Origin of the sequence: Streptomyces sp. NPDC053079 (genome assembly GCF_044546695.1) — a bacterium.
Taxonomy (GTDB): Bacteria; Actinomycetota; Actinomycetes; order Streptomycetales; family Streptomycetaceae; genus Streptomyces.
This window is the reverse complement of record NZ_JBITZJ010000002.1, coordinates 988,212-1,011,259: the sequence shown is the minus strand read 5'-3', so window position 1 is coordinate 1,011,259 and position 23,048 is coordinate 988,212. Positions and strand designations below refer to the sequence as shown.

Annotated in this window: 20 protein-coding genes; 3 read left to right on the top strand and 17 right to left on the bottom strand. The window is 72.1% G+C overall.

Annotated elements, in window-relative coordinates:
- Positions 1 to 21 precede the first annotated feature (21 nt).
- From ACIGXW_RS11850 to ACIGXW_RS11800, 11 genes are all read right to left on the bottom strand, one after another.
- The gene (locus ACIGXW_RS11850; RefSeq protein WP_399572291.1) at positions 22 to 2,250 is read right to left on the bottom strand and encodes an MMPL family transporter; all 2,229 of its coding nucleotides are present in this window, start codon (positions 2,248 to 2,250) and stop codon (positions 22 to 24) included.
- 216 nt (positions 2,251 to 2,466) lie between these two features.
- Positions 2,467 to 3,057: a hypothetical protein gene (locus tag ACIGXW_RS11845; protein ID WP_399572289.1), complete on the bottom strand. Its 591-nt coding sequence runs from the start codon at positions 3,055 to 3,057 to the stop codon at positions 2,467 to 2,469.
- A 216-nt stretch (positions 3,058 to 3,273) separates the two neighbouring features.
- Positions 3,274 to 4,782 (bottom strand): Asp-tRNA(Asn)/Glu-tRNA(Gln) amidotransferase subunit GatB, encoded by a 1,509-nt coding sequence (gene gatB / locus ACIGXW_RS11840; protein WP_399572287.1) that lies wholly within the window; start codon positions 4,780 to 4,782, stop codon positions 3,274 to 3,276.
- A gap of 25 nt (positions 4,783 to 4,807) precedes the next feature.
- Complete coding sequence (locus ACIGXW_RS11835; protein WP_071961878.1) at positions 4,808 to 5,059, bottom strand: hypothetical protein; 252 nt, start codon at positions 5,057 to 5,059, stop codon at positions 4,808 to 4,810.
- Positions 5,056 to 6,549: an Asp-tRNA(Asn)/Glu-tRNA(Gln) amidotransferase subunit GatA gene (gatA, locus tag ACIGXW_RS11830; protein ID WP_360916637.1), complete on the bottom strand. Its 1,494-nt coding sequence runs from the start codon at positions 6,547 to 6,549 to the stop codon at positions 5,056 to 5,058. Before gatA ends, ACIGXW_RS11835 begins: the two co-directional genes overlap by 4 nt.
- Before the next feature lie 6 nt (positions 6,550 to 6,555).
- Positions 6,556 to 6,852: an Asp-tRNA(Asn)/Glu-tRNA(Gln) amidotransferase subunit GatC gene (gene gatC / locus ACIGXW_RS11825; protein WP_071961876.1), complete on the bottom strand. Its 297-nt coding sequence runs from the start codon at positions 6,850 to 6,852 to the stop codon at positions 6,556 to 6,558.
- Between the two features lie 157 nt (positions 6,853 to 7,009).
- Entirely contained in the window at positions 7,010 to 9,109 is a 2,100-nt protein-coding gene (locus tag ACIGXW_RS11820; protein ID WP_071961875.1) for a bifunctional diguanylate cyclase/phosphodiesterase, read from the bottom strand.
- Positions 9,110 to 9,282: 173 nt separating this feature from the next.
- Positions 9,283 to 11,514: an NAD-dependent DNA ligase LigA gene (gene ligA / locus ACIGXW_RS11815; protein ID WP_071961897.1), complete on the bottom strand. Its 2,232-nt coding sequence runs from the start codon at positions 11,512 to 11,514 to the stop codon at positions 9,283 to 9,285.
- Positions 11,515 to 11,546: 32 nt separating this feature from the next.
- The gene (locus ACIGXW_RS11810; RefSeq protein WP_399572285.1) at positions 11,547 to 12,575 is read right to left on the bottom strand and encodes a methionine synthase; all 1,029 of its coding nucleotides are present in this window, start codon (positions 12,573 to 12,575) and stop codon (positions 11,547 to 11,549) included.
- 31 nt (positions 12,576 to 12,606) lie between these two features.
- On the bottom strand, positions 12,607 to 13,305 hold the full coding sequence (locus ACIGXW_RS11805) for an SDR family oxidoreductase (RefSeq protein WP_071961872.1): 699 nt from the start codon (positions 13,303 to 13,305) through the stop codon (positions 12,607 to 12,609).
- Between the two features lie 15 nt (positions 13,306 to 13,320).
- A complete protein-coding gene (locus ACIGXW_RS11800; protein ID WP_399572283.1) occupies positions 13,321 to 13,860 on the bottom strand; it encodes a TIGR00730 family Rossman fold protein in 540 nt (179 codons plus the stop codon).
- Positions 13,861 to 14,126: 266 nt separating this feature from the next.
- On the opposite strand from ACIGXW_RS11800, the gene ACIGXW_RS11795 reads away from it, so the two are divergent.
- Complete coding sequence (locus ACIGXW_RS11795; protein ID WP_360915947.1) at positions 14,127 to 14,570, top strand: hypothetical protein; 444 nt, start codon at positions 14,127 to 14,129, stop codon at positions 14,568 to 14,570.
- Positions 14,571 to 14,750: 180 nt separating this feature from the next.
- Complete coding sequence (locus ACIGXW_RS11790) at positions 14,751 to 15,353, top strand: hypothetical protein (RefSeq protein ID WP_399572281.1); 603 nt, start codon at positions 14,751 to 14,753, stop codon at positions 15,351 to 15,353.
- Between the two features lie 85 nt (positions 15,354 to 15,438).
- On the opposite strand, the gene mnmA is transcribed toward ACIGXW_RS11790, so the two are convergent.
- The 3 genes from mnmA to ACIGXW_RS11775 form a co-directional block, all read right to left on the bottom strand.
- Positions 15,439 to 16,590 (bottom strand): tRNA 2-thiouridine(34) synthase MnmA, encoded by a 1,152-nt coding sequence (gene mnmA, locus ACIGXW_RS11785; RefSeq protein WP_399572279.1) that lies wholly within the window; start codon positions 16,588 to 16,590, stop codon positions 15,439 to 15,441.
- Positions 16,591 to 16,660: 70 nt separating this feature from the next.
- On the bottom strand, positions 16,661 to 17,830 hold the full coding sequence (locus tag ACIGXW_RS11780) for a cysteine desulfurase family protein (protein WP_399572277.1): 1,170 nt from the start codon (positions 17,828 to 17,830) through the stop codon (positions 16,661 to 16,663).
- A 13-nt stretch (positions 17,831 to 17,843) separates the two neighbouring features.
- Positions 17,844 to 18,839 carry a helix-turn-helix transcriptional regulator gene (locus tag ACIGXW_RS11775; protein WP_399572275.1) on the bottom strand — a complete coding sequence of 332 codons (996 nt, stop codon included), beginning with the start codon at positions 18,837 to 18,839 and terminating at the stop codon, positions 17,844 to 17,846.
- Positions 18,840 to 18,973: 134 nt separating this feature from the next.
- On the opposite strand from ACIGXW_RS11775, the gene ACIGXW_RS11770 reads away from it, so the two are divergent.
- The gene (locus tag ACIGXW_RS11770; RefSeq protein WP_071961868.1) at positions 18,974 to 19,567 is read left to right on the top strand and encodes a TIGR03086 family metal-binding protein; all 594 of its coding nucleotides are present in this window, start codon (positions 18,974 to 18,976) and stop codon (positions 19,565 to 19,567) included.
- Positions 19,568 to 19,588: 21 nt separating this feature from the next.
- Here ACIGXW_RS11770 and ACIGXW_RS11765 read toward each other — a convergent pair whose 3' ends face one another.
- The 3 genes from ACIGXW_RS11765 to ACIGXW_RS11755 form a co-directional block, all read right to left on the bottom strand.
- Positions 19,589 to 20,257 carry a trimeric intracellular cation channel family protein gene (locus ACIGXW_RS11765; protein WP_071961867.1) on the bottom strand — a complete coding sequence of 223 codons (669 nt, stop codon included), beginning with the start codon at positions 20,255 to 20,257 and terminating at the stop codon, positions 19,589 to 19,591.
- 64 nt (positions 20,258 to 20,321) lie between these two features.
- Positions 20,322 to 21,839, bottom strand: coding sequence for a M1 family metallopeptidase (locus tag ACIGXW_RS11760; protein ID WP_399572273.1), 1,518 nt, complete (start codon positions 21,837 to 21,839; stop codon positions 20,322 to 20,324).
- A 147-nt stretch (positions 21,840 to 21,986) separates the two neighbouring features.
- Positions 21,987 to 23,048: an ABC transporter ATP-binding protein gene (locus ACIGXW_RS11755; protein WP_399572271.1), complete on the bottom strand. Its 1,062-nt coding sequence runs from the start codon at positions 23,046 to 23,048 to the stop codon at positions 21,987 to 21,989.

The following is a 23,048-nucleotide window of genomic DNA, read 5'->3' as shown; positions in this document are numbered from 1 at the left end:
GCGCCCGCCGGCCGGGCCGGCTCACCCGCGCAGCGGCACGGCCCCGGCCGGCTCGTCCGTACGGTCTCCTTGCTGCGCCACCGTGACAGGGGGCAGCGGGTGCGCCGGTTCCTCCGGCGGCTCGATGCTGATGCGCGGCAGGAGGCGCTCCAGCCAGCCGGGCAGCCACCAGTTCGCACCGCCCAGCATGTGCATCAGGGCCGGGACCAGCAGCGTCCGCAGGACGAAGGCGTCCAGGGCCACGGCCGAGGCCAGTCCGATGCCGAACATCGCGATCACCCGGTCGCCGCTGAGCACGAAGGCCAGGAAGACCGAGATCATGATGACCGCCGCAGAGTTGATCACGCGGCTGGTCTCGGCGAGGCCGACGCGGACGGCCCGGGTGTTGTCGCGCGTGGCCAGCCACTCCTCGTACATCCGGCTGACCAGGAAGACCTGGTAGTCCATCGACAGGCCGAAGAGCACGGAGACCATGACGACGGGCAGGAAGGGCTCGATGGGCCCTGCCCCGCCCAGGCCGAGCAGGCCGCTGCCCCAGCCCCACTGGAAGATCGCCACGATGAGGCCGAAGGAGGAGGCCACGGCGGCGATGTTCATCGCCGCGGCCTTCAGCGGTATGCCGATGCTGCGGAAGGCCAGGAGCAGCAGCAGACAGCCCAGGCCCACCACCGTGCCGACGAACACCGGGAGCTTGCCCAGTATCACGCCGGCGAAGTCGTCGTAGCTCGCCGTCAGTCCGCCGACGCGGACCTCCAGGCCGGTGGTGCCGGTGGCCTTGGGCAGGACGGTCGTGCGCAGCCGGTCGACGAGGTCGCTGGTGTCGCGGGACTGCGGGGACGTGGTGGGGACGACGGTGATGACGCCGGTGTCGCCGCTGCCGTTCAGCGCGGAGGGGCTCACGGAGGCGACGCCCGGGGTGTGGCGGAGGGTGTCGGGGAGCTTGTTGAAGGCGAGGCTGTCGGCCGCGCTGTCCAGCGGTGCCACGAGCGTGAGGGGGCCGTTGACGCCGGGGCCGAAGCCCGCGGCGAGCATGTCGTAGGCCTGGCGGGTGGTGCGGGTCTCCGGCTGGTTGCCCTGGTCGGAGGTGCCCAGGTGCAGCGAGAGCGTCGGCAGGGCCAGGACCAGCATCACGGCCGCGGCCACCGCGCCCAGCAGCTTGGGGTGGCGCTCGACGAACGCCGACCAGCGGGCGGCCAGCCCGGTGGGCACGTCGGGCCGCGGGCCGTGCTCGGCCAGCCGGCGGCGCTCCTTGCGGCTGAGGGCGCGCTCGCCGATGACGCCGAGGAGGGCGGGCAGGAGCGTGACGGAGGCGGCCACGGTCAGCACGACGGTGAGCGAGGCCGCGATGGCCACGCCGTTGAGGAAGCTCAGCCGCAGGATCAGCATGCCGAGCAGCGCCACGCACACCGTTCCGCCGGCGAAGACGACGGCCCGGCCGGTCGTGGCGACGGCCCGTTCGGCGGCGAGGTGGACCGGCAGTCCCTGCTTGAGGCCGCGCCGGTGCCGGGTGACGATGAACAGCGCGTAGTCGATGCCCACGCCGAGGCCGATCAGGGTGCCCAGCATGGGGGCGAAGTCGGCCACCTTCATCACATGGCCGAGCAGGGCGGTGACCATGGAGGCGGTGCCCACGCCCACGACGGCCGTGGCGATGGGCAGCGCGCTCGCCGCCGGCGAACCGAAGACGATCAGCAGGACCACCGCGGCCACCACGATGCCGATGATCTCGCTGAGGTGCCCGCCCGAGCCCTCGGAGGAGGCGATGCCGGTGCCGCCGAGCGCGACCTGGAGGTTTCCGGTCGCCGCCTTGCGTGCGGTCTCGACGACCTTCTTCACCTGCGCGGGGTCGGGGTCGCCGGTGGCGTCGTCGAAGGTGAGGGCCGCGTACGCGGTGTGCCGGTCGGGGCTGATCCGCGCGCTGCCGGCGTCGCCGTACGGGCTGTCCACCGAGGCCACTCCGGGCAGGGCGGCGATCTCGTGCAGCGTGGCGGTCATGCGCCGTTCGACGTCGGCGGCGCGCACGGTGCCCCGGTCGGTGTGCCAGACGATCGTGTCGTCGCCGCCCCGGCCGGGAAAGGCCTTGTCCATCAGGGCGGTGGCGCGGGAGGACTCGGTGCCGGGCACGCGGTAGTCGTTGGAGTACGCGGACCCGGCCAGGGTAGCCGCGAGCGTCGTACCGGCGAGAACGGCCAGCCACAGGATGACGACGGCGAAGCGGCGGCGCAGGCACCACCGGGCAAGTGAGGTCATAACCTGCTTCCCGGGTATCGCGTCGTTCTCGCCGGGGCGTGACCCGTGGTTCCGACCGCTGAGCGTGGGTGAGCACTGGGCAGAAGGCCTCTACAGGCCCTCTGCCTGACCACTGTGGCAGTAGGGAAAGATCCTTTGTCTCTTTTGTGGGTTATACCACTAGCCGCCCGGATTTATGTCACTCCGTAGCGGATTCCCGACCGTCCGTCACGGCGCTCAGCGGAAGCCGCGCCAGGCGTGGGCCACGTCCACCACGATGCGGTTGCCCTCCTGGAACACCCGGAACGGCAGCCGGGCCCGTACGCCCAGGCCGACCTGGGTGTCGCCCTCGAAGCTGCCGCCGAAGCGGGCGTCCTGGAAGGTCCGGTAACCGGTGAGGTTCACGCCCGGCAGCGGCTGCTTGGCCTTGCCGTCGTAGACCGGGGCACCGGTGGCCGGGTCGTAGCTGGGCGCGGCCACCCGCACCTCGAGGATGGCGCCGCCGCTCACCGGGATCACATCGCCCGAGCCGTCCTGGTGCATCTGGTCGACGTAGCCCACGCGGTAGCCGATGGGACCCTTGGCGTCCGGACCGAGGATGTCGAAGACCATGCGGTCGTAGCACTCGTGCCGGCCGGTCCTGATGTCCCGCAGCGGCTTGTAGTCGGTGTCGGTGCTGACCTTGGACTGGCTCCCCCAGTCGGCCGCGCAGGCCGCCGCGGCCGCCGTCGGTGCCCCCGCCGCCACGGCCGTCCCCGCCGGCAGCGTGGCCGCGAGCCCGGCGCCCGCCAGCACGAGCGCCGCCAGTCCTGTCCTGAACCGTCGCATGTTCCCTACCCCCAGAAATCCGAAATGCGGGCACACGGACCGGCCCGCTGCCGCGATCATGCCGGACCGTTTCGGCCCGTGGGGGGCGTATGGATTGATTCAGGCCAACCACGGGCCATAGAGGCTGATTCCAGCCGTACCGCCCGTCCGGCCACAGACCGATGGCCGCCCCTCCAAGGAGGGACGGCCATCGGTCTCGCGTTGACGACGCAGGGGCTAGCCCTCGACGCCCAGCTTCTCCAGGATCAGTTCACGCACGCGCGCGGCGTCCGCCTGGCCCCGGGTGGCCTTCATGACCGCGCCGACGAGCGCACCCGCCGCCGCGACCTTGCCGGAGCGGATCTTGTCGGCGATGCCCGCGTTGGCCGCGATGGCCTCGTCCACGGCCGTGCCCAGCGCGCCCTCGTCGGAGACGACCTTCAGGCCGCGCTTCTCGACGACCTCGTCCGGGGCGCCCTCGCCCGCGAGCACGCCCTCGATGACCTGGCGGGCCAGCTTGTCGTTGAGGGAGCCCTCGGCGACCAGCGCGCACACCCGGGCGACCTGCTCGGGGGTGATCTCCATCGAGGCGAGGTCGACGCCGGCCTCGTTGGCCCGGCGGGACACCTCGCCCATCCACCACTTGCGGGCGGACGCGGCGTCGGCGCCGGCCTCGATCGTGGCCACGATCAGGTCGACGGCACCCGCGTTGAGGATCGACTGCATGTCGTGGGCCGAGACGCCCCACTCCTCGCGCAGCCGGTTGCGGCGCACGCGCGGCAGCTCGGGCAGGGTGCCCCGCAGCTCCTCGACCCACTCGCGCGAGGGGGCCACCGGCACCAGGTCCGGCTCGGGGAAGTAGCGGTAGTCCTCGGCCTCTTCCTTGATGCGGCCCGACGTCGTGGAGCCGTCCTCCTCGTGGAAGTGCCGGGTCTCCTGCACGATCGTGCCGCCGGCGCCCAGCACCGCGGCGTGCCGCTGGATCTCGAAGCGCGCGGCGCGCTCGACCGAGCGCAGCGAGTTGACGTTCTTCGTCTCGCTGCGGGTGCCGAACTTCTCGGCGCCCTTCGGCATCAGCGACAGGTTGACGTCGCAGCGCATCTGGCCCATCTCCATGCGGGCCTCGGAGACGCCGAGCGCCTTGATGAGCTCGCGCAGCTCGGCGACGTAGGCCTTGGCGACCTCCGGGGCGCGCTCGCCCGCACCGGTGATCGGCTTGGTGACGATCTCGATGAGCGGGATGCCGGCCCGGTTGTAGTCGAGCAGGGAGTGGGACGCGCCGTGGATACGGCCGGTGGCACCGCCGACGTGGGTCGACTTGCCGGTGTCCTCCTCCATGTGGGCGCGCTCGATCTCCACGCGGAAGATCTCGCCGTCCTCCAGCTGGACGTCCAGGTAGCCGTTGAAGGCGATGGGCTCGTCGTACTGGGAGGTCTGGAAGTTCTTCGGCATGTCCGGATAGAAGTAATTCTTCCGGGCGAAGCGGCACCATTCGGCGATCTCGCAGTGCAGCGCGAGGCCGATCTTCACGGCCGATTCGACAGCCGTGCCGTTGACGACCGGCAGGGAGCCGGGCATGCCGAGGCAGGTGGGGCAGGTCTGCGAGTTGGGCTCGGCGCCCAGCTCGGTGGAGCACCCACAGAACATCTTCGTCTTGGTGCCGAGCTCGACGTGCACCTCGAGGCCCATGACGGGCTCGTAGGTGGCAAGCGCCTCCTCGTACGACACCAGTTCAGTGACGGTCACGGAAAACTAACCTCTCAGTCCCGGCTCAGCCCGCGAGGACGTCGTCGCTGTTCATGCGGCGCAGCTCACGGACGAGCAGGGCGACGCCGGTGGCGATGGCGGCGGCGGAGACGACCGCGTCGACGAGCTGGAGGGTGTCCTGCTCGCCGCGGGCCTTCTTCGCCTGCTTGATGACGCTCACCGCGCCGAACAGCGTGGTGCCGATGGACAGGTACGTGCCGGCCTTGGACTTCTTGAAGCCCTTGGCCTTGGTCAGCGCGCTCTTCTTGTCGGTCACAGCGACGGTGCCTCCTCGAGAATCGGGTGGCCCCAGCGCTCGGTGAACGCGGCCTCGACCGCGGCACCGACCTTGTAGAGCCGGTCGTCCTTCATGGCGGGAGCGATGATCTGCAGACCGACGGGGAGCCCGTCCTCGGGCGCGAGGCCGCACGGCAGCGACATGGCCGCGTTGCCCGCCAGGTTGGTCGGGATCGTGCAAAGGTCCGCGAGGTACATCGCCATCGGGTCGTCGGCGCGCTCGCCGATCGCGAAGGCGGTGGTCGGCGTGGTCGGCGAGACGATCACGTCGACCTGCTCGAAGGCCGCCTCGAAGTCGCGCGTGATGAGCGTGCGGACCTTCTGCGCGGAGCCGTAGTACGCGTCGTAGTAGCCGGAGCTGAGCGCGTACGTGCCGAGCATGACGCGGCGCTTGACCTCGGGGCCGAAGCCAGCCTCACGGGTGAGCGCGGTGACCTCCTCGGCCGACTTCGTGCCGTCGTCGCCGACCCGCAGGCCGTAGCGCATGGCGTCGAAGCGGGCCAGGTTCGAGGAGCACTCGGACGGTGCGATCAGGTAGTACGCGGCCAGCGCCAGGTCGAAGGAGGGGCAGTCCAGCTCGACGATCTGCGCGCCCAGCTCCTTGAGGAGCTCGACGGACTCGTCGAAGCGCTGGAGCACACCGGCCTGGTAGCCCTCGCCGCGGAACTGCTTGACGACGCCGACGCGCATGCCGGCGACCGAGCCGTTGCGGGCCGCCTCGACGACCGGCGGGACCGGGGCGTCGATGGAGGTCGAGTCGAGCGGGTCGTGGCCGGCGATGACCTCGTGCAGCAGGGCCGCGTCCAGGACCGTACGGGCGCAGGGGCCGCCCTGGTCGAGGGAGGAGGAGAAGGCCACCATGCCGTAGCGGGAGACCGCGCCGTAGGTGGGCTTGACGCCGACCGTGCCGGTGACGGCGGCGGGCTGGCGGATGGAACCGCCGGTGTCCGTGCCGATCGCCAGGGGGGCCTCGTACGCGGCCAGGGCGGCGGAGGAGCCGCCGCCGGAGCCGCCGGGGATCTTGGTGAGGTCCCAGGGGTTGCCGGTGGGGCCGTAGGCGCTGTTCTCGGTGGAGGACCCCATGGCGAACTCGTCCATGTTGGTCTTGCCGAGGATGACGACGTCCGCGTCCTTCAGACGCTTGGTGAGCGTCGCGTCGTACGGCGGGATCCAGCCTTCGAGGATCTTGGAGCCGACGGTGGTGGGGACGCCCTCGGTGGTGAAGATGTCCTTCAGCGCGAGCGGGACGCCGGCCAGCGGGCCGAGCTTCTCGCCGCGCTCCCGCTTGGCGTCCACGGCGCGGGCCTGGGCCAGCGCGCCCTCACGGTCGACGTGCAGGAAGGCGTGGACCTTCTCGTCGATGGCCTCGATCCGGGCCAGATGGGCCTCGGTGACCTGGACGGCGGTGAGCTCGCCGGAGGCGATCTTCCCCGCGATCTCGGCGGCCGTCAGCTTGATGATGTCCGTCATTGCGGGTCAGTCCTCCCCCAGGATCTGCGGCACCTTGAAACGCTGCTGCTCCTGGGCCGGGGCGCCGGAGAGCGCCTGCTCGGGGGTCAGCGACGGACGGACCTCGTCCGGCCGCATGACATTGGTCAGGGGCAGCGGGTGGGAGGTCGGCGGTACGTCTTGGTCGGCGACCTCGGAGACGCGGGCGACCGCGCCAATGATGTCGTCCAGCTGTCCGGCGAAGTGGTCGAGCTCTTCGTCCTTCAGCTCCAGACGCGCCAGCCGGGCGAGGTGGGCGACCTCCTCGCGCGTGATGCCAGGCATGCAGCGATCCTCAAGGGTGGGTGTAGTGGGTGGACGGCTTTCGCCCCAATCCTATGGCTCCGGCCGCCGTGCCTGCGAAACGGTTTCACCGCGCCGGTGTCCTCAAGCGCCGGACGGGCTGCATTCGCAGCCCGTCCGGCGTTCGAGGAGCCCGGCGTCAGGTCACCGGCTGGTCGGCGTCCTCCTCGGCCGGGGCCGCCGCGGCGAGCGGTTCGTGCTCGCGGCGCCAGCCGGACTCGCTGCGCAGGCGGAGCCAGGCCGTGGTCTCGTCCGGCGGCATCGCGGCGGCGACCAGCCAGCCCTGGACCGCGTCGCAGCCCAGGTCGCGCAGGCGCTCCCAGGTCTCGTCGTCCTCGACTCCCTCGGCGACGACGAGCAGGCCGAGGGAGTGGGCGAGGTCGAGCGTGCAGCGGACGATCTCCGCGTCCTCGTTGTCGATCGCGAGGCGGGCGACGAAGGAACGGTCGATCTTGAGCTCGCTGACCGGGAGCCGGCGCAGGTGGACCAGGGAGGAGTAGCCGGTGCCGAAGTCGTCGAGGGACATCTTCACGCCGTGCCCGGTGAGGCCGGCGAGGGTGTCGGCCGCGCGCTGGGGGTCCTCCAGCAGGACGTGTTCGGTTATCTCCAGTTGCAGCGCCCCGGCGGGGACGCCGTGCCGGGCGAGGCGGGCGGCGACCGAGCCGGCGAACCCGGGGGTGTGGACGTCGCGCGGCGAGACGTTGACGGCGACCGGCACCTCCAGGCCCATGGCGCGCCACTTGGCGACCTGGCCGAGGGCGGTCTCCAGGACGTACTCGGTGAGGCGGGGCATGAGCCCGGAGGACTCGGCTATGGCGATGAACTCGTCCGGGGAGACGCGGCCGCGCTCGGGGTGGACCCAGCGCACCAGGGCCTCCAGGCCCTCGACGTGGCCGTCGAAGCCGACCTTGGGCTGGTAGTGCAGCTCGACCTCGCCGGCGTCCAGGGCGCGGCGCAGGTCGCCCAGCAGGCCGAGGCGGTCGGGGGTGTTGCCGTCGCGGCGGGCCTCGTAGACCTCGACTCCGCTGCGGTCGCGCTTGGCCTGGTACATGGCGACGTCGGCCCGGCGCAGGAGGCCCTCGGCGTCCAGGGCGTGGTCGGGGTAGACCGCCACGCCGGCGCTGGCCTCCAGGACGAGCGTGAGCCCGTCGAGGTCGAGGGGCGAGCCGAGGTCGGCGACCAGGGCGCGGGCCACGCGCTGGGCGCTGGTGAGGGAGTCGGCGGTGGGCAGCAGCACCGCGAACTCGTCGCCGCCCAGGCGGGCGGCCTCCGCGTCGCGCGGCAGGGCCAGCCGCAGCCGTTCCGCTATCTGCAGGAGCAGCCGGTCGCCGGCGAGGTGGCCGAGAGTGTCGTTGACGGACCGGAAGCGGTCGAGGTCGATGAGGACGAGCGCGGCGCGCTCGCCGGCCCGCTCGGCCTCGTCCAGCGCGGTCCAGGTGCGCTCGAGCAGCCACTGGCGGTTGGGCAGCCCGGTGAGGGGGTCGCGCAGCTGTTCCTCGGCGCGGGCGCGGGCGATCCAGAGCGTGGAGTCCAGCGCGATGAGGGGGACCGCGAACAGCGGTAGCAGCAGGGGCGCGTGGTCGGCGACCACGGCGATGAGCGGGGCGATGCCCAGGAGCGCTCCGCCGACGAGGGCCTGCCGTATGAGGGCGGTGCGGGCGATGGAGGTCAGCGCGGCACGCGGGGCCATGGAGTACCACAGGAGGGCGCGGGTGACGGCGAGGTAGAGGAAGGCGGCGAGGGCGATCCGGGGGGCGGCGGAGAGCCGCCAGGTGTCGGGCAGCCAGGGCGCCTCGACGGCAGCGGTGACGCCGCAGGCGGCGAGGGCGAGTCCGGCGGCCGCGATGCCGAGGATGTCGACCGCGCCGTGCAGTAATGCCTGCCGCCATCGGTGCCGGCGGGCGGTGGCCACCAGGGTGACGACCGCGATGCTGATCAGCGCGGAGGGGATCCAGCCGTAGAGCAGCAGGACGGCCAGGGTGAGGGCGGCACCGGATCCGGTGCCGCCCCACCAGCGGTCCTTCCCGAGGGCGACGAGATGGGCGACGATGAGCGCGGTGAGGGTCGCCAGCGACCAGCCGGCGGTCCCGCCCGGGAAGAGGGCCCGGCCCGTGCTCAGCGCGCTGAACGTTCCGACGGTGAACGCCAGCGCGGCCAAGGTCACACAGACCGTGGGCAGCGCGGGCGGGGAAAGCCGGCGCGGCGGCGATGCCGGTTCGGCGCTGTCGGTGGGTTTCATGCCCGTCCCTCTCACAGCCGGCGGTGCCCGCGCCACGGCAGGCGCACATCTCAACAGTAGGGCGCAGAAGGCTACGGCGGGCAGCGATCGGCAGCGGTTGCCCGAATGGGATCCGGCCTTCTGCAGCCATCTGGTATGCGCTGTAGGGGTAATGCCCACTGACTATGCGGCCATTACTCCGCCGGGGTGACCTCCTGGGGCACGGCGGCCTCGCGCGCCGCCTCGGGGCCTTCGTTCAGGAGTACGACGAAGCCGGCTTCCTCCAGGACGGGGACCTTCAGCTGCATCGCCTTGTCGAACTTCGAACCGGGATTGTCACCGACGACCACGAAGTCCGTCTTCTTCGATACCGACCCGGTCACCTTCGCGCCCTGGTTCTGCAGCGCCTCCTTCGCGCCGTCGCGCGTATAGCCCGTCAGGGTGCCGGTGACGACGACGGTGAGCCCGGCCAGGGGGCGCGGCCCCTCGTCCTTGCCGGCCTCCTCCTCCATCCGGACGCCGGCGGCCTTCCACTTCTCCACGATCTCGCGGTGCCAGTCCTCGGCGAACCACTCCTTGACCGAGGTGGCGATGGTGCCGCCGACGCCCTCGACGGCGGCGAGCTCCTCCTCGGTCGCCTCCGCGATCCGGTCGATGGAGCGGAACTCGCGGGCGAGCGCGACCGCAGCGACCGGGCCGACGTGGCGGATCGACAGGCCCGTCAGGATGCGGGAGAGCGGGCGCTGCTTGGCCGCCTCGATGTTCGCCAGCATGGCGAGGGTGTTCTTCTTCGGTTCACCCTTCTGGTTGGCGAAGAAGGTGACGATCTTCGGCTCGCCCGTGGCGGCGTCGCGCTTGGGCAGACCCGAATCGGGGTCCAGCACGTAGGACTTGATGGGCAGCAGCGCTTCGACGGTCAGGTCGAAGAGGTCGGCCTCGTTGCGCAGCGGCGGCTCGGCCGGTTCCAGCGGCTGGGTGAGCGCGGTGGCGGCGACGTAGCCGAAGTTCTCGATGTCCAGGCTCTTGCGGCCGGCGAGGTAGAAGAGCCGCTCGCGGATCTGCGCGGGGCAGGAACGGGCGTTGGGGCAGCGGAGGTCGATGTCGCCCTCCTTCATCGGGCGCAGCCCCTCCCCGCACTCCGGGCACTCGGCCGGCATGACGAACTCCCGCTCGGTGCCGTCGCGCAGGTCGACCACCGGGCCCAGGATCTCGGGGATGACGTCGCCCGCCTTGCGCAGCACGACCGTGTCGCCGATGAGGACGCCCTTGGCCTTGACGACCTCCTGGTTGTGCAGGGTGGCGAACTCGACCTCGGAGCCGGCGACCGTGACGGGCTCGACGACGGCGTAGGGGGTCACGCGGCCCGTGCGGCCGACGCCGACGCGGATGTCGACGAGCTTGCTGTTGACCTCCTCCGGGGGGTACTTCCAGGCGATGGCCCAGCGGGGGGCGCGCGAGGTGGAGCCGAGCCGTCCCTGCAGGGGGATCTCGTCGAGCTTGACGACCACGCCGTCGATCTCGTGCTCCATCGAGTGGCGCACGTCGGGGTTGCCGTAGTGGGCGATGAAGGCGCGGACGTCCTGGAGGGTGTCGACGACCTTGGCGTGCGCGGCGGTGGGCAGGCCCCATTCGCGCAGCAGTTCGTAGGCGTGGGACTGGCAGTCGATGTCGAAGCCCTGGCGGGCGCCGACGCCGTGGACGACCATGTGCAGCGGCCGGCCGGCCGTGACCTTGGGGTCCTTCTGGCGCAGCGAACCGGCCGCCGCGTTGCGCGGGTTGGCGAACGGCGGCTTGCCGGCCTCCACCAGGCGGGCGTTGAGCTCCTCGAACTTCTCCATCGGGAAGTAGACCTCGCCGCGCACCTCGACCAGGGCCGGGACGCGGTCGCCCTTGAGGCGGTCGGGGATCTCGGAGATGGTGCGGACGTTGGGCGTGATGTCCTCGCCCGTGCGGCCGTCGCCGCGGGTGGCGGCGCGGGTGAGGCGGCCGTGCTCGTAGGTGAGGTTGACCGCGAGGCCGTCGACCTTCAGCTCGCACAGGAAGCGGTACGGCGTGCCCGAGCCGATCTCCTTGGCGAGGCGGTCGGCCCAGGCGGTCAGCTCCTCGTCGTCGAAGGCGTTGTCGAGGGAGAGCATGCGCTCGCGGTGCTCGACCTCGGTGAACTCCGTCTCGTACGCCCCGGCGACCTTCTGGGTGGGCGAGTCCGGGGTGCGCAGCGGCGGGTACTGCTCCTCCAGCCGCTCCAGCTCGCGCAGCAGCGTGTCGAACTCGGCGTCGCTGACGACGGGAGCGTCCTTCACGTAATAGCGGAAGCGGTGCTCCTCGACCTGCTCGGCCAGCAGTGCGTGCTTCTCCCGCGCCTTCGCGGGCACCGCGGACTGCGCCGCGAGCGCTTCGAGCTCTTCGCCTTGCTGTTCGACAGCCACCGTTTCGTCCTCCCGTTGCTCCATGAGCGCCGTCACTCAGGGTTGTCTGCGAGTGATTTCGCCGCCCGGACGCAGTGCGCGAGGGCCGTGCGGGCATATGCGGGCGAAGCGCCCGCGAGTCCACACGACGGGGTGACCACCACGGACTCGGCGAGAGTCCCCGGAGACAGCCCCAGCCTGCGCCACAGCGTCCTGACACCCATGACGCTACCGGCAGGGTCTGACAATGGGCCGTCCACGCCCGGCACCACGCCCGCGAAGAGCGTGGTGCCCGCCTCGACCGTCTCACCGATCGCATCGTCCTCACGCTCGGTGAGGAGCGAGAAATCGAACGAAACGCCAGAGACCCCGGCCCGGCGCAGCAGCGCGAAGGGCACTCCGGGAGCGCACGAGTGCACGACGAGCTCTCCGCCCGGCGTCCGGCGCGCCACCTCCGCGAACTCCCGCAGCGCGCCCTCCACCACGGCCCGGTCGACGGCCCGGTAGGTGCGGTAGCCGCTGGCGGTGCGGACCTGTCCGCGCAGCACGGCGGGCAGGGACGGCTCGTCCAGCTGGAGGACGACCCGGGCGCCGGGCACCCGGCGCCGCACCTCCGCGAGGTGGGCGCGCAGGCCCTCGGCGAGGGAGGCGGCGAGGTCGCGGCAGGCGCCGGCGTCGCCCAGCGCCGCCTCGCCGCCGCGCAGTTCGAGGGCGGCGGCCAGGGTCCAGGGGCCGACGGCCGAGACCTTCAGCGGGCCCTCGTAGCCCTGGGTGAACTCCTCGAGCGCGTCCAGGTCCTCGCCCAGCCAGGAGCGGGCGCGGCGGGTGTCGCGGCCGGGCCGGTCGCTGATGCGCCAGCCGCTGGGCTCCACGTGTGCGAAGACCTCGACCAGCATCCCCGCGGTCCGCCCGATCATGTCCGCGCCGGGTCCCCGCGCGGGCAGTTCGGGCAGGAAGGGCAGGGCCTCCAGCGACCCGGTGACGGTCTTCGCGGCCTCCCGCGCGTCCCCGCCGGGCATCGAACCGACGCCGGTCGCGGTCCCGGCACCCCAGCTGCTGCGCTTGCTGTTGTTCTCGCTCACCCAGGAAGGGTACGAGACCGCGCCCGCCGCCTCAGCGTCCCGAGTACCCCGGGCGGACCGAGAGGTCGTGGACCTCCGCGTCGCGCGGCAGGTCCAGGGCCAGCAGCACCGTGGTCGCGATCGACTGCGGGTCGATCCACTTCTCGGGGGTGTACTCCTTGCCCTCCTGCCGCTGCACGTGCGCCTGCATGGCGGTGGCCACGCGGCCGGGGTAGACGCTGGTGACCCGGACGCCGTTGGTGTGCTCCTCGTCGCGCAGGGAGTCGGCCAGCGCCTTCAGCCCGTGCTTGCTCGCGGCGTACGCGCTCCACTCGGCGCGAGCGTTCAGGCCGGCGCCGGAGTTGACGAAGACGACGTGCCCGCGGGAGATCCGCAGCTGCGGCAACAGCAGGCGGGTCAGCTCCGCCGGCGTGACCAGGTTGACCGCGAGCGTGCGGTTCCACGTCTTGGTGCTCAGCTCGCCGACCGTGCCGAGGTCGGAGACGCCCGCGATGTGCAGCAGGGAGTCGAGGCGGTCGGGCAGGGCCTGGTGACCGAGCGCCCAGGAGAGGCGGTCGGGGACCGCGAGGTCGGCGACGAGCGTGTGGGCACCGGGGAACCGGGCGGCCAGGTCCTTGGCCCGGCCCGCGTCGCGGGCGACGAGCCACAGTTCGTCGCCGCGCTCGTGCAGCCGCTGGGCGACCGCCTCGCCGATTCCCGAGCCGGCACCGGTGATCAGATGTGTTGCCATGCCTCCAAGCTTGCCCTAACGCACCCCGGCGGACTCCTCGAGGTAGGCCATGGCCCCCACCCCGTCCTCCGCGAAGAAGACCAGGTCGGCGAGGGGAAGCGGCAGGAAGCCCTCCGCCTCCATCCGCTGGAACTGCTGCTTGAGCCCGTCGTAGAAGCCGGCCGCGTTCAGCAGCACCACCGGCTTGCCGTGCAGCCCGTGCTTCTTCAGCTCCAGGATCTCCGTCGCCTCGTCCAGGGTGCCCGTGCCGCCCACCATGACGACGACGGCGTCGCCGAGCGCGAGCAGCTGCGCCTTGCGGGCGGCCAGGTCCTCGGTCACCACCATCTCGTCGGCGTTCTTGCGGGCCTTCGAGGCGAGGAACTCCACGGAGACGCCCACGAGCCGTCCGCCGTGCTCCTGCACCCCGTCCGCCATGACCTTCATCAGCCCGGACTCCGAGCCTCCCCACACCAGCGTGTGCCCGCCCTTGCCGATGAGCGCGGCGAACTCCCGGGCCGGGGCGGTATAGCGCTCGTCGAGGTCGGCCGCGGAACAGAAGACGGTGATGTTCATGAAAACCACGGTACGCGTCCGGAACATCACCCGGGCGTCCGCAGGGCGCCTTTGTGCGCCGCCCCCGGAGCGACCGGACGCTATGAGCGGTTTTCCACCACCTCCGATAGGGGTCCGGGATCTATCCGGGATCTATTGGGTCGCAACTCCGTCACGGTGTTACCGCCGGTATGACAGGAGGTGGAAGCGTTGTCTAACGTGGCGCGGGCTCATCAACGGCGCTGATGAGAGCGCCTTTTCAAGCCATTTCGTCGAAAGTAGACACTGTGAAGCTTCGCCACCTCCGTACCGCCGCCGCAGCCGGAATCGTCATCATCGCCCTCGGCGGGGCGAGTGGTTGTGGCAGCGGCTCGGACAAGCGGAGCGCATCGTCCGACGCGGACACGGCCGCCACCGACGTCACGGAGGACAGCCGCGACGCCGCGAAGGACGTCGCGATCTCCGACTGTGCATACACCGACAAGCAGGGCATAACGGCGAAGCTGAGTGCCACCAACGCCAGCGCGACGATGACCTACACGTACAACGTCACCGTGAAGTTCTCGGCCCCCGACGGCACCGTCGTCGCCACCCAGAACCCCTCCCTCCCCTTCGTTCGCCCCGGCCGCATGGACACCCATGACGTCGTGGCCCCCTACACCCCCAAGGCAGGCGCCGCGACGGCCGGCGTCAAGTGCGAGGTCACCCAGGTGGTGCGGGGCACCGGCTGAACCGAATGACCGGATTTCATAGGACACCCGTCCCATTTCAGGACCCGTTCTGTCGCGGCCGTGTCACAGAAAAGGCCAGGACCAGCTGGGGATTTGGCGGCGTGTAAAGGCGTTGTTAGCCTGACGTGCGCTCGTCAAAGCCCACGCACAATTCAGCCAATTCAACGGGGAGTCCTCATCGTGAAGCTTCGTCACGTCCGCGCGATCGCGGTATTCGGAATCGCCGCCGTCGCCCTGACCGGCGCCCGGGGCAGCCACGGAGGCAGCTGCGGCGGCGGGTCCAGCCACCACAGCAGCTCCTCCTCGGGTGGTTCCACCTCGGGCGGCAGCACCGGTGGCGACTCCTCCGGCGGCACGTTCGGCGGCGGCACGACGAGCGGGGGCACCACCGGAAGCACGACGACCGGCGGCACCACCACCTCCGGCACCTCCGGCGACTCCACCACCTCGGGCGGCTCCTACACCTCCGGCGGCACCGGCGGCAGCAACAGCGCCATGCGTGACATCAAGATCCTCAGCTGTGAGTACACCGAGCGCCTCGGCATCACCGCGAAGATCCAGGCCACCAACAGCAGCAGCACGCTGAAGTACGACTACCGCTTCACGGTGAAGTTCTACGGACCGGACCGCGCCCTCCTGGCCACCCGGAACCCCTCCATCCCGTTCGTGACGCCCGGCAAGACGGACACGCTCGACGTCTCCACGCCGTACACCCCGAAGCCGGGCACGTCGGGCACCATCCGCTGCGAGGTCCCGAACGTGACGCGGACGATCCGCAACTGATCTCCGGACAACGACAGCGGGCGACCCGGCCACGGCCGGGTCGCCCGCACGTCGTCGCCCCGGCGCCGGCCGGGATCCAGGAGCCCTAGCGGGCCGCTCCGGTACGCACCCGCTCCGTCGCCGCGATGGTGGCCGAGCCGACCACCCGCGTGCCGTCGTAGAGCACGATCGCCTGGCCCGGGGCCACGCCCCGCACCGGCTCCGTGAAGCTCACCCGCAGCTCGTCGCCCGCCAGCTCCGCCGTCACCTCGGTCTCGCCGCCATGCGCGCGCAGCTGCGCCGTGTACGTACCGGAGCCCTGCGGCGCGACGCCGCACCAGCGCGGCTTGATCGCGGTCAGGCCCGTGACGTCGAGCGCCTCGACCGGTCCGACCGTCACCGTGTTGTTCACCGGTGAGATGTCCAGGACGTAGCGCGGCTTGCCGTCCGGGGCGGGGTGGCCGATGCGCAGGCCCTTGCGCTGGCCGATGGTGAAGCCGTACGCGCCCTCGTGGGTGCCGACCTTCGTGCCGGACTCGTCGACGATGTCGCCCTCCGCCTTGCCGAGGCGCTTAGCCAGGAAGCCCTGGGTGTCGCCGTCGGCGATGAAGCAGATGTCGTGGCTGTCGGGCTTCTTCGCCACGGCCAGGCCGCGCCGCTCCGCCTCCGCGCGGATCTCGTCCTTCGTGGTGAGCGTGTCGCCCAGCGGGAACATCGCGTGCGCCAGCTGCTTCTCGTCCAGCACGCCCAGCACGTAGGACTGGTCCTTGGCCATGTCGCTGGCCCGGTGCAGCTCGCGCGTGCCGTCCTCGCCCACCACGACCGTGGCGTAGTGGCCGGTGCACACCGCGTCGAAGCCCAGCGCGAGGGCCTTGTCCAGCAGCGCCGCGAACTTGATCTTCTCGTTGCAGCGCAGGCAGGGGTTCGGGGTACGCCCGGCCTCGTACTCGGCGACGAAGTCCTCGACGACGTCCTCGCGGAAGCGCTCGGCGAGGTCCCAGCAGTAGAAGGGGATGCCGATGACGTCGGCGGCGCGGCGGGCGTCGCGCGAGTCCTCGATGGTGCAGCAGCCGCGCGCGCCCGTGCGGAACGATTGCGGGTTCGCGGACAGCGCCAGGTGCACGCCGGTCACGTCGTGACCGGCCTCCACGGCGCGGGCCGCGGCGACGGCGGAGTCGACGCCGCCGGACATGGCGGCGAGCACGCGGAGCCCCTTGCGGGGGGCGCGGGGGTCGGGGGCACCAGGGAAATCAGTCATAGCCCTACCAGGGTACGGCGCCCTGGACGCGGCTTCGCCGCGTGTCCTCAATCGCCGGACGGGCTGGTATTCAGCTCAGGCCCGCCGTCCTCGCCCGTTCCACCACCGGGCCGATCGCCTCGACCACGGCCCGCACGTCCGCCGCCGTCGACGTGTGCCCCAAAGAGAACCGCAGCGTCCCCCGCGCCAGCTCGGGATCCGTCCCCGTCGCCAGCACCACGTGGCTCGGCTGGGCCACGCCCGCCGTGCACGCGGAGCCGGTGGAGCACTCGATGCCCTGGGCGTCCAGCAGCAGCAGGAGCGAGTCGCCCTCGCAGCCGGGGAAGGAGAAGTGGGCGTTGGCGGGCAGCCGGCCCGCCGGGGCCGGGTCGCCGCCGAGGACCGCGTCCGGCACGGCCGCGCGGACGCCCTCGATCAGCGTGTCCCGCAGCGCACCGACCTCGCGGGCGAAGTCCGCGCGCCGCTCGGCGGCCAGCGCGCCCGCGACGGCGAACGCGGCGATGGCCGGCACGTCGAGCGTCCCGGAGCGCACGTGCCGCTCCTGGCCGCCGCCGTGCAGCAGCGGTACGGGCGCGTACTGGCGGCCCAGCAGCAGCGCGCCGACGCCGTACGGGCCGCCGATCTTGTGCCCGGAGACGGTCATCGCGGCCAGCCCGGAGGCGGCGAAGTCGACGTCCAGCTGGCCGAAGGCCTGCACGGCGTCGGAGTGCAGCGGTACGTCGAACTCGGCCGCGACCGCCGCCAGTTCGGCGACCGGCATGACCGTGCCGATCTCGTTGTTGGCCCACATCACCGTGGCCAGCGCGACGTCACCGGGCTCGCGCGCTATCGCCTCGCGCAGCGCGTCGGGGTGCACCCGCCCGTAGGAGTCCACCGGCAGGTACTCCACCGTCGCGCCCTCGTGCGTGGCGAGCCAGTCGACCGCGTCGAGCACGGCGTGGTGCTCCACCGGGCTGGCCAGGACGCGCGTACGGGCCGGATCGGCGGCCCGGCGGGACCAGAACAGGCCCTTGACGGCGAGGTTGTCGGCTTCGGTGCCGCCGGCGGTGAACACCACTTCGCTGGGGCGCGCGCCGAGGGAGGCCGCGAGCGACTCGCGCGCCTCCTCGACGGTGCGGCGCGCGCGCCGCCCGGCGGCGTGCAGCGAGGAGGCGTTTCCGGCGAGGGCGAGCTGGGCGGTCATCGCCTGCACCGCCTCCGGAAGCATCGGGGTGGTGGCGGCGTGGTCGAGGTAGGCCATGGTGGGCACGATTCTACGAGCTGGGGCCCGGGCCGGTAGCGGGCCTTCCCCCCTCCCCCGCGTAGTGCGCCACGACCGCCGCGGCCAGCCCGGCCAGGTCCTCGCGCACGGCCTGCGGGGCGAGGACCTCCACGTCCGGCCCGAAGGCCAGCAGCGGCCGCGCGGAGCGGACCTCGGGGAGGGCGAGCTCCACGGTGGCCGGGTCGCCGTCGGAGGGCGGGCCGGTGAGCTGGGGGCCCACCAGGCGCAGGAACATGTCGAGGCGGGAGCGCCGGACGTGGGCGGTGACCAGCAGCTCCGCCGGCCGCTGCTCGACCTCGCGGCGGAGCACGTCCCAGGCGTCCGCCAGCTCCACGCCCGCGCGCCGGCGGACGGGGGCGTCGGTGAGGGTCAGGGCGGCGACGCGGTCCGCGCGGAACAGCCGCGGGCGGCCGCGCCGGTCCGCCACGAGGTACCAGACGCCGGCCTTGGCGACGAGGCCGTAGGGGTCGACGGTGTAGGTGCGCTGCTCGCTCTGGCCGCCGTGCCGGTAGCGCAGGCGCAGCCGGCGGTCGGTGAGGACGGCGGTGTGCAGGTCCTCCACGTCGACGGCCGGGGCGGGGGCCGGCGTGCTCATCCAGCGGACGGGGTCGACGAGGACGCGGCGGCTGGTGGCCTCGGCGGCGGGGCGGTGCGGGGCGGGCAGGGCGGCCATGACCTTGCGCAGCGCGGAGCCGAGGGCGCCCTCCAGGCCGAGGGCGGAGTGGGTGCCCTCGGCGGCGAGGACGAACAGGGCGCGCGCCTCGTCGGCGGTGAGGCCGGTGACGTCGGTACGGAAGCCCGGGAGCAGCGCGATGCCGCCGTGCCGGCCGCGCTCGGCGTAGACGGGCACGCCGGAGGCGGACAGCGACTCGACGTCGCGGTAGATGGTGCGTACGGAGACTTCCAGGCGCTTGGCCAGCTCCGCGGCGGGCACCCGGGTGCGGGTCTGGAGCAGCAGGAGTATCGACAGCAGGCGATCGGATTTCACGCCGTCCAGCATGCCGTCCGGCACGCCGTTCAAGATCGCGGGAAAACATGACGGCAGGTGTCAGCTTATGCGCGCAGGCTCTGTCCTGGCCGGGTCGCCCCGGCCGGATTCGACCGCCTCGGACAGGGAGCAGCATGAACGCCACCGACACCACCGCCTTCGACCCCCGCCCCCTCCTCGACCGGGCCACCGCCCAGCTGTCGGCGCTGATCCACGCCGTGCCGGCGGACCGGCTCGGCGACCCCACGCCGTGTACGGAGTTCGACGTCCGTGCCCTGCTCGCGCACCTGGTGCTGGGCGCGCACGACGGGGCGGCGATCGGCGAGACCGGCGACGTGGTGTGGGGGCGGCCGCCGACGGACATCGCGGACGACGGCTGGGGGCGCGCGTACGAGGAGGCGCGGGCGCGCCTGGCGGCCGGGTGGGCGGACGACGCGACGCTGGAGCGGGTGGTGGACCTGCCGTGGGGGAAGCTCCCGGGCCGGGCCTACCTCACGTCGGGGATGGTGCTGGAGACGGTCACGCACACGTGGGACCTGTCCGAGGCGCTCGGGCACCCGCTGCCGCTGGACCAGGAGCTCGCGGAGCCCGTCCTGGAGTGGGCGCGGCGGTTCCTGCCGGCCGAGCGGCGGGGCGAGGGCGTGCCGTTCGGGCCGGTGCGGCCGGCGCCCGAGGGGGCGGACGCGTACACCGCCCTGGCGGCCTGGCTGGGCCGGCCGGTGCGCTAGCGGAAACGGTACGCCCGGCTCCTAGCCGCCGGCGGGGTCCTCGGTGGCCGCGCTGCGCCGGTGCCAGGCGCGGGGGGCCCGCCAGTTGTAGCGCATCGCCAGCAGGCGCAGGACGAAGGCGGTCGCGGCGGACAGCATGCTGGTGGAGATGTCGAGCGCGTCCCAGTGGATCAGCAGCGCGGCCATGGTGGCGCCGACCATGGCCGGCACGGCGTACAGGTCGCGGTCCCAGCGCAGCAGCGAGGGCACCTCGTGGGCGAGGACGTCGCGCAGCACGCCGCCGCCGACGGCCGTGGCCAGCCCGAGGGTCGCCGCGAAGGTGAGGCCGAGGCCGTACGCGTGGGCCTTGACCGTGCCCGCCACGCAGAAGAGCCCGAGCCCGGCGGCGTCGAAGACGTTCACGGCCTTGGTGATCCGCTCGACCTCGGGGTGGAGGAAGAAGACGATCAGGGTGGCGACCAGCGGGGTGAGGAAGTAGCCCAGGTCGGTGAAGGCCGCGGGCGGCACGGCTCCGATGATCAGGTCCCGGATCAGCCCGCCGCCCAGCGCCGTGACCTCCGCCAGCACCGCCATGCCGAAGACGTCGAAGTTCTTGCGGACGGCGAGCAGCGCGCCGGAGATGGCGAAGACGAAGATCCCGGCGAGGTCGAGCGAGTGCTGGACGGAGGGACTGAACAGGTCGGTGAGCACGCGACATTCTTACTCGTCGCGCACGGTGACGCCGACCGGCCGCCGTCATGCCCGGTTCGTCCGGCTAGTGCAGCTTGGGCTGCCCCGGAGCGGACAGCCAGGTGCCGAAGAGGTCGCCGAGGTCACGGTGGGCGACGTGCTCGGCCAGGCCGATGAACTGCGCGGTGCGGACGTTGCCGTACCGGTGCAGCTTGGCCCACAGCGGCAGCAGCCGGAAGAAGGCCTTGTCGCCGATGCGCTCGCGCAGCATCTGCAGGGCCATGGCGCCGCGGTAGTAGATGGCGCGGGAGAACATGGTGTCGCGCTGCGGGTCCGCGATGTTGATCTTCCAGAAGGGGTCCTCGGGCGGGTGCTCGTTGTAGGACTCCAGGAAGGACTGGTGGGCGCTCTTGCGGCCCTTGTGCTCCGCCCACAGCCATTCGGCGTAGGTGGCGAAGCCCTCGTTGAGCCAGATGTCCTTCCACTGCCCGACCGAGACGGAGTCGCCGAACCACTGGTGGGCCAGCTCGTGGACGACGGTCGACTCGTCCCGTACGGCCGAGTAGACCGGCTTGGTCTGGGTCTCCAGCGAGAACTCGGCGTCCGGCATGTCGTCGACGATCGCCCCGGTCTCCTCGAAGGGGTACGGGCCGAAGACCTTCGCCCAGTGGTCGGTGGCCTCGGCGGTGACGCCGTAGAAGTCGAGGTTGCCGTTGGCCAGGGCCGGGTCGGTGGCGACGTAGATGGGGATGCCGCCGGGGGTCGTGCCCTTCTTGACGGTGAACTTCCCGATGGTGGCGGTGGCGAGGTAGGGCGCCATCGGCTTGGACTCCCGCCAGTGGGTGACGGTGGTCGCGCCCCGCTCGTGGGTGGCGAGCAGCCGGCCGTTGGAGACGGCGGTGAGCCCCTTGGGGGCCCTGATGCGGATGTCGAAGGTCGCCTTGTCGGCGGGGTGGTCGCTGGCCGGGAACCAGGTGGAGGCGCCGTTGGGCTCGCAGGCCACGAACACGCCGTCCCTGGTCTTCATCCAGCCGTACTTGGAGCCGAAGACGATGGGCCCGTGCAGTGGCTGGGGTGCGCCGCCGTAGACGATGGTGGTGGTGAAGGAGCGGCCCTTGGGCAGGGAGAGGACGGGGTGGATCCGTAGCTCGTTGCCGTCCCGGGTGAAGGCCGCGGGCAGGCCGTTCACCTCGACCGAGGTGACCTTGAGCTTCTGCAGGTCCAGGTTGAAGGTGGACAGGCTGCTGGTGGCCCGCGCGGTGACGGTCGCCCGGCCGTCCAGCCGGCCGGTGTCCGGGGTGTAGCGGACGTCGAGGTCGTAGTGGCGGACGTCGAAGCCGCCGTTGCCCAGGGCCGGGAAGTAGGGGTCGCCGGCGCCGGGCGCGCCGGGCGCGGGGTATTCGACGGAGGGGGCGGTGGGGGCCGCTGAGGCCGTGGGAGCGGCGGACGTCACCCAGGCGGACGCGGCCGCCGTGGCCAGGGCCAGGAGCCGAGCCGGCCGGCGCGGGCGGGAGCCGCCGGGTGTCGAGTGCCTCGAGGACCGGCGCCGTGCCGTCGTGCGCCGGCGTATGGAGGAGTACCGGATCGAGCGGGAGAGTGCCATGAGCCGTCCCTTCGACCGCGCGAGCCTATGCAGCGGACGCGGTCGCCGACTCTGCACCCTCCCCTCTCGCCATGCTCGGGTCTTTGCCTAGTTGTCACGGTCAACACCAGTCAGCTTGGCACGACCGCCATACGGGCGCACCTCCCGTTACTGCGTCGGTGGCACTTCGGCGGGGGCCGTGGCCTCGGGCCCGGCCTCGGGCTCGGGGTGATGGCACGCCACCTGATGCCCCGTGCGCAGGGCCGTCAGCGGGGGCTCCTGCAGCGTGCAGACCTCGGTCGCCTTCCAGCACCGGGTGTGGAAGCGGCACCCGGCGGGCGGGGAGATCGGCGAGGGCACGTCGCCGGTCAGCAGGATCCTCCCCCGCTTGGCCCGCCGTCTGGGGTCGGGCACGGGCACCGCGGAGAGCAGCGCCTTGGTGTACGGGTGGCGGGGCGAGCGGTAGAGCGAGGTGCGGTCGGTGAGCTCGACGATCTTGCCGAGGTACATCACCGCGATCCGGTCCGAGACGTGCCGGATGACGGACAGGTCGTGCGCGATGATCACGTAGGTCAGGCCGAGCTCGTCCTGCAGGTCGTCCAGCAGGTTGACCACCTGGGCCTGGATGGAGACGTCCAGGGCGGAGACCGGCTCGTCCGCGACCACCAGCCGGGGCTTGAGCGCGAGGGCCCGGGCGATGCCGATGCGCTGGCGCTGGCCGCCGGAGAACTCGTGCGGATAGCGGTTGTAGTGCTCGGGGTTGAGACCCACCAGCTCCAGCAGCCGCTGGACCTCCTTCTTCACCCCGCCGTCGGGGGCGATGCCCTGGAGCCGGAACGGCGCGCCGACGATGGTGCCCACGGTGTGCCGGGGGTTCAGCGAGGAGTACGGGTCCTGGAAGATCATCTGGACGTCGCGGCGCAGCGGCCGCATCCCGGCCACGCCCAGGTGGCTGATGTCCCTGCCCTCGAACTCGACGCGGCCCGCGGTGGGTTCGAGCAGCCGGGTGATCAGCCGCCCCATGGTCGACTTGCCGCAGCCGGACTCCCCCACCACTCCCAGGGTCTCCCCCGGGTGCACGGCGAAGTCGAGGCCGTCGACGGCCTGCACGGCGCCGGTCTGGCGGCGCAGCAGGCCCTTGGTGATCGGGAAGTGCTTGACCAGGCCCTCGACCTTCAGCAGGGGCCCGGCCTGCGCCGGCGAGGGGGACGGCTGCCCGGGAATCGTCAT

Bases quoted from the DNA above. Each gene is read 5' to 3' on its own strand.
- ACIGXW_RS11850 (WP_399572291.1), bottom strand. From the start codon at position 2,250: ATGACCTCACTTGCCCGGTGGTGCCTGCGCCGCCGCTTCGCCGTCGTC.
- ACIGXW_RS11845 (WP_399572289.1), bottom strand. From the start codon at position 3,057: ATGCGACGGTTCAGGACAGGACTGGCGGCGCTCGTGCTGGCGGGCGCC.
- gatA (WP_360916637.1), bottom strand. From the start codon at position 6,549: ATGACGGACATCATCAAGCTGACGGCCGCCGAGATCGCGGGGAAGATC.
- gatC (WP_071961876.1), bottom strand. From the start codon at position 6,852: ATGCCTGGCATCACGCGCGAGGAGGTCGCCCACCTCGCCCGGCTGGCG.
- ACIGXW_RS11820 (WP_071961875.1), bottom strand. From the start codon at position 9,109: ATGAAACCCACCGACAGCGCCGAACCGGCATCGCCGCCGCGCCGGCTT.
- ACIGXW_RS11805 (WP_071961872.1), bottom strand. From the start codon at position 13,305: ATGGCAACACATCTGATCACCGGTGCCGGCTCGGGAATCGGCGAGGCG.
- ACIGXW_RS11800 (WP_399572283.1), bottom strand. From the start codon at position 13,860: ATGAACATCACCGTCTTCTGTTCCGCGGCCGACCTCGACGAGCGCTAT.
- mnmA (WP_399572279.1), bottom strand. From the start codon at position 16,590: ATGACTGATTTCCCTGGTGCCCCCGACCCCCGCGCCCCCCGCAAGGGG.
- ACIGXW_RS11780 (WP_399572277.1), bottom strand. From the start codon at position 17,830: ATGGCCTACCTCGACCACGCCGCCACCACCCCGATGCTTCCGGAGGCG.
- ACIGXW_RS11770 (WP_071961868.1), top strand. From the start codon at position 18,974: ATGAACGCCACCGACACCACCGCCTTCGACCCCCGCCCCCTCCTCGAC.
- ACIGXW_RS11760 (WP_399572273.1), bottom strand. From the start codon at position 21,839: ATGGCACTCTCCCGCTCGATCCGGTACTCCTCCATACGCCGGCGCACG.
- ACIGXW_RS11755 (WP_399572271.1), bottom strand. From the start codon at position 23,048: ATGACGATTCCCGGGCAGCCGTCCCCCTCGCCGGCGCAGGCCGGGCCC.